Raw genomic sequence first — 13,771 nt, forward strand, 5'->3', positions numbered from 1 at the left:
CACGCACAGTGGCTAATAGTGATAAAAAATACAGCTAACTCCCGCAGACCACTAAGGCCGAAAGCACCAACCCGGCATCGACCCTGACCGCTAACACCGCCCCTGACCGTCTCCAGACAAGATAGCTAGCGAGATATCAGTGGCTTGCCGAAGCCGGCTCCATCGGTACACCAGTGCTCGACGAAGTAGCTGTCGGTGTTCCGGGTGAGCCCTGCTGCCCGCCACGCGACGCGGCAACCGAGAACGCAAATGTGTTGATGCCGCCCGCGCTCGTGGCGAATACCTTACCGCCATGCATCTCCGCGGTCGCCTTGACGATGGCCAGGCCCAGTCCGTGATTCTCGCGACTGTTGGTCCGCGACACCTCGGCGCGATAAAACCGGTCGAACAGATGATCGAGCACCGCGGGCTTGATCGGCTCGCCAGGGTTGGCGACGGCCACGCGCACCTGGTCGTCTTCTCGCGTAATCGAGACCGTAATGGTCGATCCTTCCGCACAATGCTGGATCGCGTTCATCAGGAGATTGATGCACGCGCGGCCGAACAAGGACTTGTTCACCCGCACGAGCGCATCGCCGGTGAACACCGCGTGCACGTGCGCCTCCTCGAACGCAATCTCCAGGAATTCCAGCGTATGGGCAACTTCCGCAGCCAGCGATGCATCGACAAGTCCTGTCGCCCGTTCGCCCTGATCGGCCCGGGCCAGAAACAGCATGTCGTTGATGATCGCCCGCATGCGCTCGAACTCTTCCAGATTCGACTGCAGGGTATGGCGCAAGTCGTCGACGGAGCGGTTGCGGGTCAGCGCCACTTCGGTCTGCCCGATCAGGATGGTGACGGGCGTACGCAACTCGTGGGCGACATCGGCATTGAACGATTCCAGCCGCCCATATGCGCCATCGAGCCGTTCAAGCGCCCCATTGAACGAGTTGGCGAGATCGTTCAATTCGAGGGGCAGCGAGCTCGTGTTCAGCCGCTGCGAGCGATTGTTCGGACTGACCGCCGACGCGTCCCGGGTCAGCCGCGTCAACGGCGCAAGCCCGATCCGCGTGACCGAATAACTCAGCAGCAACACGGCAAGGCTGCCCAGAGCCGACAAGGCGGCGAGCGCAAAGCCGAACGCGCGCATGGTCCGCGCGTTGGCCGAATAACCGGCCGCCACCTGCAGCATCACGGCCGGCCGCGCGCCGTAGGAGGGAATCTCGATCGTGCTGGTCAGCATGTCGCTTTCACTGCCGCCCGTTCGCACGCGCTCATACCCGCCCGGCCAGCGATTCACGACCTGTCCGGTGACCGGACTACCGAAGTGGTAAGACGAATCGGCGCTCCACACCGAATACAGCGTGACGCCGTCGCGCGGGGTCATGTCGGTGAGCTTTTCGCGCGCCATTTTCCATTTTTCAGGCGTGACCGCGTGATACACGATGATCCGCGCAATCTGCGTACGGTCGTCGAGCGACTCGCGCAAATGCAGTTCGAGTTGCGTGCGCAACACCAGGAAAAGCCCCGTTCCGACCAGCGTGAAAACAAACAACGCGACGGCCGCGAACATGAAAGCGAGACGCCGGGAGATGGATCGATTCATGATGTCCCCGCTTCTTCGCGGACTTCGAGCACATAGCCCATGCCGCGCACGGTATGCAGCAACTTGGTCGGAAACGGGCCGTCCAGCTTGGCTCGCAGACGCTTGATCGCAGTTTCCACCACATTGGTATGGCTGTCGAAATTCACGTCCCAGACCAGTTCGGTGATCGCCGTCTTCGACAGGATATCGCCCTGGCGGCGCGCGAGCACGCTCAGCAACTGGAATTCCTTGGCCGTCAGGTCCAGCCGCACGCCATCGCGTGTGGCGCGGCGGCCGATCAGGTCGACGTATAAATCGCCCAGCGAGATCAGCGTCGATTCCTGGACGCGGGTGCGCCGCGCAAGCGCGTGCAACCGCTCGACGAGTTCCAGGAAGGAGAACGGTTTAGTGAGGTAGTCGTCGGCGCCTTCACGCAGGCCCCGTACCCGGTCGTTGATCTGGTCGCGCGCGGTGAGCATGATGACAGGGGTCGCTTTATGCGCGCGCAGCGCCTTCAGCACGCTGAAGCCGTCGCGTTTGGGCAGCATCACGTCGAGCACGATCACGTCGTAGTCGAATTCGATCGCGAGATGCGTACCTTCCTCGCCATCAAGGGCCACGTCGACGATCCAGCCCTGCTCCGTCAACCCGGAGCGCAGGTAGTCGACCACCTTGTGTTCGTCTTCCACGATGAGCAGTTTCATGCGCGCCTTCTTGTAGTACGTCTTCCCATTATAGAAAAACGTTTTCTCTCCCCCATCGGCGAGTGGCCGGGCCCGGTCCGGCTTGGTTTGGCTCGGTTGCTCGCCGCGCAAATCAGTTCGACGGGTTGGCTGCCGCCGTTTTCTCCGGTTCTGCTGCATTCACATCCCAGCCGCCACCCAGCGCCTTCACCAGCGACACCGACAGCGTCCACTGCTGGCCTTGAATCTGCACGTCCTGGCGCTCGCTCGTCAGCAGCGACTGCTGCGCGGTGATCACGTCGAGGTACGCGACGAGACCGCCCGAATAGCGGTCGTTGGCAAGCGAGAGCAAACTCTGCGCGTCGGTCACGGCCTCTTTCGACTCCTTCGACGCGGCGTCGAGCACCGACAGCCCGGTCACTCCGTCCTGCACTTGCTGGAAGGCATTGAGCACCGTCTGCCGATAATTCGCCTCTGCCGCCTGATAACCGCCGCTCGCGAAATCGACATTGGCGGCACGCCGGCCACCGTCGAAGATCACTTGCCCGAGCGAGGCGCCAAGCGTCCACATCAGCGTGGGCGCGCTCAGCAGACTGGCGAACTGCGTGCTCTCCCAGCCGATACCCGGCGTCAACGCAAGACTCGGGAAAAACGCGGCCTTCGCCACGCCAATCTGCGCATTCGCCGCGGCCATCGCGCGTTCGGCGGAGGCAATGTCGGGACGCCGCTGCATCAAATCGCTCGGCAGTCCGAGCGGAATCGCGGGGACGCTCGCACTGATCACCTTCGGCGCGATGGCGAATTGCGGCGCGGGCACGCCGATCAACGCGGCGATCGCGTGTTCGAACTGGGCGCGCTGATTGAGCAGCAGGCGAGCCTGGACGCGTGTTGTATCGAGCAACGATTTCTGTTGCAGCACGTTGAGCCCGGACACCGAACCGAGATCGTGCTGGGTAGTCACGTAGTCCAGCGCCTTCTGCTGCAGCACCACCGAGCGATTCAATACATCGATCTCAGCATCGAGTTCACGCATCGAAAAATAGTCGGTGGCCAGGTCCGTGGTGAGCACGAGACGCGCGTTGGCCAGATCGTCGGCCGATTGTTGCGCCGACGCTGTCGCGCCTTCGATCTCGCGGCGAATCCGGCCAAACAGATCGGTGTCGTAGTTAATCGTCGGACCGACCTTGATGTCGTTCTGCACCGTCGAGTGGGTCGGTACGCCATAGTTGGTCAGCGGCCGGTTCTGCGAGATCCGCGAGCGCGACGCAGTAGCGCCAAGATCGACCTCCGGCACCTGTAGCGCCTTGTTGTTGGCGAGGGTCGCCCGCGACTGCCCGTAGTGCGCGCTCGCGGCGGCAAGGGTCTGGTTTTGTGCGAGCGCCTGCTGCTCAAAATCGTCGAGCGATGCGTCGCCGAAACTTCGCCACCAGTCGGGGGCCAGCGGCGCGTGCGAGGGCTCGGCGAGACGCCAGTAGGAGTCGGTGTGCCACGCGGGCGGCGCGTCGGCGAGAGGTTGTTTATAGTCCGGCCCGACCGTGCAGGCAGACAGCAAGACCGCCCCGGATGCCACTACCGTCGTGCAGGTCATCAGGGCCTTGAGCCGTGCCGGCAAAACCGGCCGCTGGCGCGCGCGCTTCACGACGTCTCCTTCTTGGCCGACTGCGGCGGCGCGATCAAAACATGGTCGCCGTCTGCGATGGAATCGCTGGGATTGATGATGATCTTGTCGCTCGACTCAATACCGCTTTCAATCTCCAGCGACTGCCCCAGATCCTGAGCAATGACGATCTTGCGAAGATTGACGTTGCCGCTCTGATCGACCACCGCAACCCGTGGCCCCTCGGAGCGGAACAGCAGCGCATTGCCCGGCACCAGCAACGGCGCGCGCACAGCGGCTGGCAGCGACACCTGTACGTACGCGCCCGGCCGCAGCTTGCTGTCGGGATTGGGCAAGCGCACTTCAATCTGGAGCGAACGGGTGGGTACATCGATCGCACCGGAGATATGGGCGATAGAACCATGGAACTGCTGGCCCGGTAATTCCGCCTGCGTGACGATAACGTCCTGCCCCTGCTTCACGTTCTGCGCGTAAGCCTGCGGAAGCTGCACATAGACTCTCAACGGGTCCGACTGCGCCATTGCGAAGAGCGCGCGGCTTGCACCACTGCCCGCATCGATCAAATCGCCGACATCGACATTGCGCTGCGTCACCACGCCCGCGAACGGCGCCACGATACGCTTGAACGATTCAAGCTGCTTCAAGCGCTGCACGTTGGCATTGGCGGCCGCCAGATTGGCGACGTCCTGGTTATAGGTGCTCTGGCGTTCATCGAGTTCCTGCTGCGACACCGCATCGCGTTGACGCAGTTGCTGCCAGCGTTCGAACGAACTCTTCGCGAGCACAAGACTGGATGCAGTCTGGTCGCGTTGCGCCACCGCCTGCGCCAGTTCCTGATCGATCTCAGGCGTATCGAGATCGGCAAGCAACTGGCCCTGCTTCACGCGCGCGCCGATATCGACATACCAGTGCAGCAGGTAACCGGTGGCGCGTGCGTAGATAGGCGACTCCACATAACCGCGCAACGTGCCCGGCAACAGCGTGTCGCCGCCGCCCAACGCTTGCTTGGGCGAGATGACATTGACGTACACCTTCGCGTTTTGCTGCGAAGCCGCGGCCACCGTGCGGCTTTGCATCACGTCCGACACCACCGTGCGCCCCGCGCCCAGCACCAGCAGGATCAGCACCACCACGACGGCTATCTTCGCGCGTTTCCATTCGCGCCCGCGAGGCGGCAACACGTGCCCGTCCTCGGTATCCCTTGCGGGAATCGCCAGCGAAGCATGAGTTTTTTCGGTCATATCAATCAGCCATATTTAACTTGGGGCATGCTCGCCGGGGCCATGGCCATGGTCGTCGTCGCGGTCACCCGCTGAACGATCACGCCGCCGGGCGAGCCGGCTATGAATACCCGCAAACACGAGCGGCACGAAAAAGAGCGTGGAGACAGTGGCGAACAGCAATCCGCCGATCACCGCGCGGCCGAGCGGCGCATTTTGTTCGGAGCCCTCACCGAAACCGAGCGCCATTGGAATCATGCCGATGATCATGGCGAAGGCCGTCATCAGCACCGGCCGGATACGGCTGGCGCCAGCTTCCAGTGCCGCGGTCAGCGGCGGCGCGCCGGCTTGCAGCCGCTGGCGCGCGAACGCCACCATCAGGATACTGTTCGCGGTCGCGACCCCCATGGTCATGATGGCGCCGGTCAAAGCAGGAACACTCAGGTGCGTGCCCGTCAGGAACAGCATCCAGACGATACCCGCAAGCGCCGCCGGCAACGCGCTGACGATGATGAGCGGATCGACCCACGACTGGAAATTCACCACGATCAGCAAGTACACCAGCACGATCGCCATTGCCACGCCAACGCCCAGGCCGAAGAACGACGAGCGCATGGTCGCGACCTGACCGCGCACGACAATCTGGCTGCCGCGCGGCAGGCTTGCGCGGGCGTTGTTCACAAGCTTGTCGACCTGCGTCGCGATGCTGCCGAGGTCGCGCCCTTCCACGCTCACGAATATGTCGATGACGGGGCGGATGTTGTAGTGGGTCACCACGGCAAACTGGCTTTGCGGCGTGACCTGCACGAGGTTGCCGAGCAACTGCGTCGGTCCGGTGGCGCTGCCCGATACCGGCGTGCGCAACAGTTCGTCGATCGATGAAATCTGATATTGCGGCGTCTGCACCGCGACGCTGTATTCCACGCCATTCTTGTTGTTGAACCAAAAGCCCGGCGATGTCTGCGAACTGCCGGAGAGCGAAATCAGCACGTTCTGCGCCACATTGCTTGCAGTGAGGTTGAGCTGCTGAAGCCGGGTGCGATCCATTTGCAGGTTAAGCGCGGGTTCGTCGAGCTTTTGCTGGATGTGGGTGTCCACCGTGCCTGGAATCTGGCGGATCGCTTTCATCAGCTTCGCCGCTACCTGGAAATTACCCTGCTGGTTGGCCCCGGATATCTGCACGTCGATAGCGGCGGGCAAACCGAAGTTCAGGATCTGCGTCACGATATCCGCGGGCTGGAAGAAGAATTCGACGCCGGGAAAGCGCTGCGGAAGCAAGGCGCGCAACTTGTCCACGAAGTTTTGCGTGGGATCGTGGTCCGGCTTCAGTGCAACCTGGATCTCGCCGTCGAGCGTGCCGATCGTGCCCGCGTTGCTGTACGACAAGTTGATACCGCTATACGGCAAGCCGAGGTTATCGAGGATGGTGTTGAGCTGCGTGGCCGGCACGACCTCCCGCACCACGCGTTCCACCTGGTCCGCCAGCCGCGCCGTTTCCTCGATGCGCGTGCCGGTCGGCGCGCGCATGTGCAAGCGGATGTCGCCCGCATCGACGCTTGGGAAGAAGTCTTCGCCGAGCACAAACACCAGTCCCATCGACACCAGGCAAAAGCCGAGGAACGCTGTCGCGAACGCCCGGCGCCGCACGAGCAGAGTGCTGAGAATCATGATGTAGGTTGCGCGCATGCGCTCGAAACCGGCGTCGAAACGGTGATACAGGCGCATGAACAAATTCGGCTTCGAACCGCTCTTCGGCTTGTGCGCGTGGCCCATCAGCAGCATGGCGAGCGTCGGCACGAGCGTGCGCGACAGGATGTACGACGCCAGCATCGCAAACACCACGGCTTCGGCGAGCGGTACGAACAGGAATTTCGCCACGCCGGTCAGGAAGAACATCGGTACGAACACGATACAGATGCACAGGGTTGAAACCAGTGCGGGAACCGCGATTTCACCGGCCCCTTCCAGGATCGCCTCGTGCAAATCCGTACCCATGTGCAAATGCCGCTCGATGTTCTCGATGGTCACCGTTGCATCGTCAACGAGGATACCCACCGCAAGCGCGAGCCCGCCCAGCGTCATGATGTTGATGGTCTGGCCGAGCGCGTGCAGGGCGAGCAGTGAAGAGAGGATCGACAGCGGAATCGAGACGGCGATGATGCAGGTGCTGCGCCAGTTGCCGAGGAACAGCAGGATCATGGCGGCCGTCAGCGCGGCGGCGATCAGCGCTTCGTGAATCACGCCCTGCACTGCCGCCTTGACGAACACCGATTGATCGAAGAGCGCGGTGATGGTGAGGTCCGGCGGCAAGGAGGCCCGGGCGTTCGGTAACAGGTCGTAGAGGGTATTCACAATCGACAGCGTCGACGCACTGCCGTTTTTAAGAATGGAGATCAGGACCCCGCGATGCCCGTTCTGCCGCACGATATTGGTCTGAGGAGAGAAACCGTCGCGTACATGGGCGACCTCTCTCAGGTAGGTGGTTGCGCCGTTCACCGTGCGCACGGGAATGTCGTTCAGCGCGGCGATGGTCGCCGGCGAACCATTCATGTTGATCGTGTATTCCTTCGCGCCGATCTTGGCCGTTCCCGTGGGCAGGATCAGGTTCTGCGTGTTGAAGGCGCCCACCACGTCCGACGGCGTCAGACCCTTCGCCAGCAGCGCGCGCGTGTCGAGATCGACTGAGATCAGGCGGCTTTTACCGCCGTAAGGGTATGGCACCGCCGCGCCGGGAATGGTCACCAGTTGCGGGCGCAGAAAGTTCAGGGCGGTGTCGTTCAGGTCCTGTTCGGAGAGCGTGGAGCTGGACAATCCCAACTGGACCACCGGGATACTCGACGCCGAATAACTGATCACGAGCGGCGGCGTGGCGCCCGGCGGCATCTGCCTCAACTGCGCTTGCTCGACCGCCACCGTTTGAGCGATGGCTGTCTGGATGTTCGCAGTGGGTTGCAGGAAAATCTTCAGGATCGCGATGCCGGGCAGCGACTGCGACTCGATATGTTCGATGTCGTTGACGGTTGTCGTCAGGCTGCGTTCGTTGACCTGCGTGATGCGGTTGGCCATGTCTTCGGCTGACAGGCCCGTGTAATTCCAGATGATGCTGACAACCGGGATGTTGATGTCCGGCAGGACGTCGACCGGCGTTGTCAGGAGCGCAAACGGCGTCGCCAACAGGATCAGGATGGCCATCACGATAAACGTGTAGGGCCGCTTCAGCGCAACGTTGACGATCCACATTGAGACGCGCTCGAAAAAAGCAGGAAAGAAGAATGAACCGCTGGGATGCAGCGACAACGCCGGTGAGGCGAGTGCCGCGCACGGAGCGCACAAGGTCGATTACGGCCGAAACCGTGCGGCCCTTTAGGCAACTATAGGCAACTCACGCCCCGATCTTAACGGGCGCGTCCCAACGCCCAGATGACGCCAAAATGGCAGAAATGTCAGGAAACAGCCGTTCGCAGCCGACCTTCCGGACGCAAACGTTTTCTTATAGTTATAGCGCCCCGAAACCTTACGCAGGTAAGAAATCACGTCAGTTTCGAATCCACCCACGATACAAACGCCGTGACCAGCGGCGCCTCCGATAGCTCGTGCCGACGCACCCAGTAATACGCGTATTTCGCCGGCACAGTGATACGAAATGGCCGCACGAGCGTGCCATCGGCGAGATCGTCGCGCGCTGAAAAGCTATCGCCCAGGGCTATGCCCTGCCCCCGGACGGCCGCCTCAATACCGACATGCGCAATCCCGATCTCAAGAATCCGCAAACCCTCGAGCTTGTCAGCCGACGCCTCGGCGAGCCATCGCATCCATGACTCTGCGTGCTCGCAAAACAAGGTCCGGTTCGCCAGGTCCTGCACCGTGCGAAGCGCGCGCGGCCCGTTCATCAACGCCGGACTGACCACGGGAAACAACACCGGATGCGAAATCAGCTTTACGTCACGATCGCGCCAGCGGCCCTCACCGTAGCGGACGCAAAGATCAACATCGGATGAATAGATTTCCTTGTCGTCGTTGGATGGAATCAGCTTCAGATTGACCGCTGGAAATTGCTCCAGGAAGTCCCCAATATGCCGCGCCAGCCATCGCGATGTAAACAACATCGGCGCCGACACCACCAGATCACCCGCAACGGCCGGCGAATCCAGCCTGACGACTGCCGACGCGATCATATCGAACGCGTTCTTGACCGGCTGCAGCAGCGCCTCGCCCGCGGGCGTCAGCTTCACCCGCGCTTTCGAGCGGATGAACAAAGCCACGCCCAGCGTGCTCTCCAGGACGCGCACCTGATGACTGACCGCGCTTGCCGTGACGTTGAGCTCCTCGGCCGCGCTCGCAATCGTCCCGTTGCGAGCGGTCGCTTCGAACGCACGCAGCGGATTGAGCGGAGGCAGTCGGTGACGCATAGGTCAAGTTAAGCGAATGTGGAGAACGTAGAAAACGCGAGATACTGAGAAAAATTTGATTTAAGGCGAATTAAATTCTCTCTACAAGGAAAAAATTTGGCTGCGTAAGCTAAGCATCATTCCGAAACGCTTTCAGGCGAACGCATGAACACTACCGACGCAACCGAACGACTCTGGGGCGGGCGCTTTAAAACCGGACCCTCGCTGGCGCTGGAAAACCTGTCGCGTTCGGACCCAAGCTTCTTTCGTCTCGCCCCTTACGATCTCGCCGGTTCGCGTGCCCACGCCAATGAACTGGAGCGCGCGGGCATCCTGACTGCTGCCGAGCTTCAGCAACTGCTCGACGCCATGCAGCAAATCGAGAAAGAGTTCATCGTGGGCGAGCTCGCGCCTATCCTCGCCGATGAAGACGTCCACACTTTCCTCGAACGCGAACTCACGCATCGGTTGAAAGCGATTGGCGGGAAGTTGCGTGCGGGCCGTTCGCGCAACGATCAAGCCGCTAACGATCTGCGTTTGTATCTGCGCGACAAGGCCCGCAAGCTGGCGCTAGCCGTGATCGACCTGCAGCATGCGCTGGTCGAGCAAGCCGCGGCGCACGTGGAAACCGTCACTGCAGGCTTCACGCATTTGCAACCGGCGCAGCCGATCGTGTTCGCGCATCAGTTGCTCGCGCATGCGCAGTCGATCTATCGCGATGTCGACCGGCTGGCGGACTGGGATCGCCGCAGCGCACGTTCGCCGTTGGGCGCTGCCGCGTTGGCAGGATCGGCGATCTGCTTGCGGGCCGATTTGTCCGCCGCGGAACTCGGCTACGACGGCCCGTGCGAGAACTCCATTGACGCCGTCGCCTCGCGCGACCACGTCGCCGAGTTCACGTTCATCACGAGCATGCTGGCGATCAACCTGTCGCGGCTCTCGGAAGAAGTGATCTTGTGGACCTCGCGGCAGTTTCGCTGGGTCGAACTCGACGATGCTTACGCGACCGGCAGCTCGATCATGCCGCAGAAGAAAAACTCGGATATCGCAGAGTTGACGCGTGGTAAAGCGGGACGGCTGATTGGCAACCTGAGCGGTTTGCTTGCCACGCTCAAGTCGCTGCCGCTCGCCTATAACCGCGATCTTGCGGAAGACAAGATCGCCGCGTTCGACAGCATCGATACACTCGATCTTGTGTTGCCTGCGATGGCCGGTATGATCCGCACCATGCGTGTGAACGTGGACGAAATGCGGCGTCAGGCGCCACTCGGGTTTACGCTTGCCACCGAAGTCGCCGACTGGCTCGCGCTGCGCGGCGTGCCGTTCAGCGAAGCGCACGAGATCACAGGGGCGCTGGTGCGGGCCTGCGAACAGCAAGGCATTGAACTGGGCGAGGTGTCGGTGGCGACGCTCGCACAAGTCGATGCCCGGCTCGAACCCGGCGTCCTCGATCACGTTACGCTGGACGCGGCCGTCGCGGCGCGCAGCGGTTATGGCGGCACGGCGCCTGCACGCGTGGCCGAACAAATCGCGCACCTGCGCAGCGCTATAGAAGAACAAGTCGCGTGGGCGGCTGATTACAAGGGACCTTCATGCTGAGCGCATCGAACGACCGTGCACCGGCGTCCGGCAACGCCGACACCTTCACCGATATCTCGCACTTCGAGCACGTACCGCGGCGCTATTACGGGCGTTATCTCGCCTCGGCCGTGATCCTCGCGATTGTGGTCTATATAGTCGTGGCGTTCGCGCGCGGGCAGATCGAATGGGCGGTCGTCGCGCGTTTCCTGACGGCCAAGTCGATCCTCACCGGCCTCGTCAATACCATCGTCATGACCATTCTTGCGATGGCGCTGGGCATTGTGCTCGGCGTGATCGTGGCAATCATGCGGCTCTCGACCAATCCGGTTCTACGCGGGGTCGCGCATGGTTATGTATGGCTGTTTCGCGGCACGCCGGTGATCCTGCAACTGCTGCTGTGGTTCAACCTCGCGCTGGTGTTTCCGGTCATGGGTATTCCCGGGCTGTTCGAATTTCGCACCGTCGACATCATGACGCCCTTCCTCGCCGCCCTGCTCGGGCTCGGAATCAATCAGGGTGCCTACACATCGGAAGTGGTACGCGCGGGGCTGCTCTCCGTCGATACGGGCCAGTACGAAGCTGCGAAGTCGATCGGCATGCCGAAACTCCAGGCGCTGCGCCGCGTCATCCTGCCGCAGGCCATGCGCGTGATCATTCCGCCGATCGGCAACGAACTGATCGGCATGGCGAAGCTGACCTCGCTCGCGAGCGTGATCCAGTACGCCGAGATGCTGCACAACGCCGAGAACATCTACTACGCGAACGCTCGCGTGATCGAGTTGCTGATGGTCGCGGGCGTCTGGTATCTGGTCATCGTCACGGTTCTTTCCTTGCTGCAGTCGCGCGTCGAACTGCGCTTCGCGCGAGGCGCGGGCCGCGCTTCCGCGAAACAGTAGCCCTACCCTCACGCGAACCATGAACCCACTAGTCAAAGCGGTCGACCTGCGCAAGTCCTATGGCGAATTCCAGGCGCTGCACGGTATTCATCTCGAGGTCGAAAAGGGCGAAGTGCTGTGCATCATCGGACCTTCCGGCTCAGGCAAAAGCACCTTCCTGCGCTGTATCAACCAACTCGAAACCATCACCGGCGGCGCGCTGTGGGTGAATGACGAACTGGTGGGATACCGGCGCGTCGAGAACAAGCTTTATCCGCTGTCGGAAAAACAGATGGCGCGGCAACGTCTTGCGACCGGCATGGTGTTCCAGCGCTTTAATCTTTTTCCGCACATGACGGCGCTGGAAAACGTGATCGAAGGGCCGGTCCAGGTGTTGAAGAAGAAAAAGGCCGAGGCCATTGAAGAAGCACGCGCGCTGCTTACGCGCGTCGGCCTGGGTCACAAGTGCGACGCGTTTCCAGTCGAGTTGTCCGGCGGCCAGCAGCAGCGCGTAGCCATTGCACGAGCGCTGGCGATGCACCCTCAGCTCATGCTCTTCGACGAACCCACCTCCGCCCTCGATCCCGAACTGGTGGGCGAAGTGCTGAACGTGATGCGCGACCTTGCCAAGAGCGGCATGACGATGATTGTCGTTACACACGAACTCGGTTTCGCGCGCGAAGTGGCGAACCGCGTGGTCTTCATGGACCAGGGCAAGATTGTCGAGACTGGCACGCCCGAGCAAGTGCTGTCACGACCGCAACAACAGCGCACGCAAGATTTCATCTCCGCTGTGCTTTCCTGACGTAAAGGAAACGCATGGCATCCGATCTCAACCACTCCGTCAACCTCATGTCCAGGCGACTTTCCATGATCGATTCCTTGTTCCGGCGAACCCTTGTTACTTTCGTTTTCGGTGCGGTTACGCTTGCCGCATCGGTGGCTCATGCCCAGACGCCTGTCGCGGGCAAGGGCACGCTCACGGCCGCCATCGTGCCGAACTATCCGCCGTTCGAATACAAGGATCCGGCAACCGATGAACTGACCGGCTTCGACGTCGATCTCGGTGTAGCGTTGGCCGCGAAGATGGGTGTGAAACTGAAGTGGGAAGAGACCAGCTTTGACCAGATGATGAATGCGCTGACCACCCATCGCGTGGATATGATTCTGTCGGGCATGACGGACTTGCCGACGCGTCGCGAGGCGGTCAACTTTCTTGACTACATCAAGACCGGACCGCAGTTTTATACGTTGAAGGCGCGAGGTGGTGAGTTTGCATCGATGGATGCCGTATGTGGCAAGCGCGTGGGATCGAGCCGGCGCACGTCCTTTCCCGATGACACCAAGAACTGGAGCGACGAGCATTGCGTCAAGGCGGGGAAACCGGCAATCGTCGTGGTAGGCACGGACGGTTCCGCCGATGCCCGCCTGCAGTTGCGTCAAGGCCGGATCGATGCGGCCGTGCAAGGGGGCGAGACCCTGCCGTATCAGAACACGCTTGAGAAAGACGCGTATGCGCCGATCGGTCAGCCATTTTTGTCGCAGTACACGGCCATCGGCATGGCAAAGAACAGCCCGGCTTTAAACGATGCGTTGGGCCAGGCGTTCGGCAAGTTGATCGCGGATGGGACTTATGCAAAGATCCTGGCGAAATGGGGCTTGCAGGAGCATGCGGTATCGAAGGTGATCGTTAATTCGCAGGAGTGAGGCGGGGTTTCGTTCGCACTCGGTCGGGGTTTGATGCTGGGTTGGTGCTTTCGGTGTTAGTGGTCTGCGGGAGTTGGATATTCTCTTTATCACTATTAGCCACTGTGCGTGGCGGCACTTCATTTCTTTTTCCAA

Annotated in this window: 10 protein-coding genes; 4 read left to right on the forward strand and 6 right to left on the reverse strand. The window is 61.5% G+C overall.

The genetic code is table 11. The features are described 5' to 3' along the window. Positions 1 to 136: 136 nt before the first annotated feature. The 6 genes from M0D69_RS41415 to M0D69_RS41440 form a co-directional block, all read right to left on the reverse strand. Positions 137 to 1,585: a heavy metal sensor histidine kinase gene (locus tag M0D69_RS41415; protein ID WP_301787588.1), complete on the reverse strand. Its 1,449-nt coding sequence runs from the start codon at positions 1,583 to 1,585 to the stop codon at positions 137 to 139. Then, positions 1,582 to 2,268: a heavy metal response regulator transcription factor gene (locus M0D69_RS41420; protein WP_047846805.1), complete on the reverse strand. Its 687-nt coding sequence runs from the start codon at positions 2,266 to 2,268 to the stop codon at positions 1,582 to 1,584. The genes M0D69_RS41415 and M0D69_RS41420 overlap by 4 nt, the downstream gene beginning before the upstream one ends. A gap of 112 nt (positions 2,269 to 2,380) precedes the next feature. After that, positions 2,381 to 3,835, reverse strand: a complete 1,455-nt coding sequence (locus M0D69_RS41425; RefSeq protein ID WP_301787596.1) for an efflux transporter outer membrane subunit — start codon at positions 3,833 to 3,835, stop codon at positions 2,381 to 2,383. Between the two features lie 47 nt (positions 3,836 to 3,882). After that, positions 3,883 to 5,106, reverse strand: a complete 1,224-nt coding sequence (locus M0D69_RS41430; protein ID WP_301787589.1) for an efflux RND transporter periplasmic adaptor subunit — start codon at positions 5,104 to 5,106, stop codon at positions 3,883 to 3,885. A 15-nt stretch (positions 5,107 to 5,121) separates the two neighbouring features. Continuing rightward, on the reverse strand, positions 5,122 to 8,325 hold the full coding sequence (locus tag M0D69_RS41435; RefSeq protein ID WP_301787590.1) for an efflux RND transporter permease subunit: 3,204 nt from the start codon (positions 8,323 to 8,325) through the stop codon (positions 5,122 to 5,124). A 290-nt stretch (positions 8,326 to 8,615) separates the two neighbouring features. Then, positions 8,616 to 9,494 (reverse strand): LysR substrate-binding domain-containing protein, encoded by an 879-nt coding sequence (locus M0D69_RS41440; RefSeq protein WP_301787591.1) that lies wholly within the window; start codon positions 9,492 to 9,494, stop codon positions 8,616 to 8,618. A 144-nt stretch (positions 9,495 to 9,638) separates the two neighbouring features. On the opposite strand from M0D69_RS41440, the gene argH reads away from it, so the two are divergent. The 4 genes from argH to M0D69_RS41460 all read left to right on the forward strand — a co-directional run bounded on the left by argH (position 9,639) and on the right by M0D69_RS41460 (position 13,636). Beyond that, a complete protein-coding gene (gene argH / locus M0D69_RS41445; RefSeq protein WP_301787592.1) occupies positions 9,639 to 11,072 on the forward strand; it encodes an argininosuccinate lyase in 1,434 nt (477 codons plus the stop codon). After that, positions 11,066 to 11,950, forward strand: coding sequence for an amino acid ABC transporter permease (locus M0D69_RS41450; RefSeq protein WP_301787593.1), 885 nt, complete (start codon positions 11,066 to 11,068; stop codon positions 11,948 to 11,950). The genes argH and M0D69_RS41450 overlap by 7 nt, the downstream gene beginning before the upstream one ends. 19 nt (positions 11,951 to 11,969) lie before the next feature. Continuing rightward, the gene (locus M0D69_RS41455; protein WP_301787594.1) at positions 11,970 to 12,734 is read left to right on the forward strand and encodes an amino acid ABC transporter ATP-binding protein; all 765 of its coding nucleotides are present in this window, start codon (positions 11,970 to 11,972) and stop codon (positions 12,732 to 12,734) included. Between the two features lie 65 nt (positions 12,735 to 12,799). Then, entirely contained in the window at positions 12,800 to 13,636 is an 837-nt protein-coding gene (locus tag M0D69_RS41460; protein ID WP_301787595.1) for an ABC transporter substrate-binding protein, read from the forward strand. The last annotated feature ends 135 nt before the right edge of the window (positions 13,637 to 13,771 follow it).

Origin of the sequence: Caballeronia sp. SEWSISQ10-4 2, assembly GCF_030464885.1 — a bacterium.
In the GTDB taxonomy this organism is placed as follows: Bacteria; Pseudomonadota; Gammaproteobacteria; order Burkholderiales; family Burkholderiaceae; genus Caballeronia.

Excerpts from the sequence above, each read along its gene's own strand:
- M0D69_RS41430 (WP_301787589.1), bottom strand. The coding sequence starts at position 5,106 with ATGACCGAAAAAACTCATGCTTCGCTGGCGATTCCCGCAAGGGATACC.
- M0D69_RS41420 (WP_047846805.1), bottom strand. The coding sequence starts at position 2,268 with ATGAAACTGCTCATCGTGGAAGACGAACACAAGGTGGTCGACTACCTG.
- M0D69_RS41455 (WP_301787594.1), top strand. The coding sequence starts at position 11,970 with ATGAACCCACTAGTCAAAGCGGTCGACCTGCGCAAGTCCTATGGCGAA.
- M0D69_RS41435 (WP_301787590.1), bottom strand. The coding sequence starts at position 8,325 with ATGTGGATCGTCAACGTTGCGCTGAAGCGGCCCTACACGTTTATCGTG.
- argH (WP_301787592.1), top strand. The coding sequence starts at position 9,639 with ATGAACACTACCGACGCAACCGAACGACTCTGGGGCGGGCGCTTTAAA.
- M0D69_RS41450 (WP_301787593.1), top strand. The coding sequence starts at position 11,066 with ATGCTGAGCGCATCGAACGACCGTGCACCGGCGTCCGGCAACGCCGAC.
- M0D69_RS41460 (WP_301787595.1), top strand. The coding sequence starts at position 12,800 with ATGATCGATTCCTTGTTCCGGCGAACCCTTGTTACTTTCGTTTTCGGT.
- M0D69_RS41425 (WP_301787596.1), bottom strand. The coding sequence starts at position 3,835 with ATGACCTGCACGACGGTAGTGGCATCCGGGGCGGTCTTGCTGTCTGCC.
- M0D69_RS41440 (WP_301787591.1), bottom strand. The coding sequence starts at position 9,494 with ATGCGTCACCGACTGCCTCCGCTCAATCCGCTGCGTGCGTTCGAAGCG.
- M0D69_RS41415 (WP_301787588.1), bottom strand. The coding sequence starts at position 1,585 with ATGAATCGATCCATCTCCCGGCGTCTCGCTTTCATGTTCGCGGCCGTC.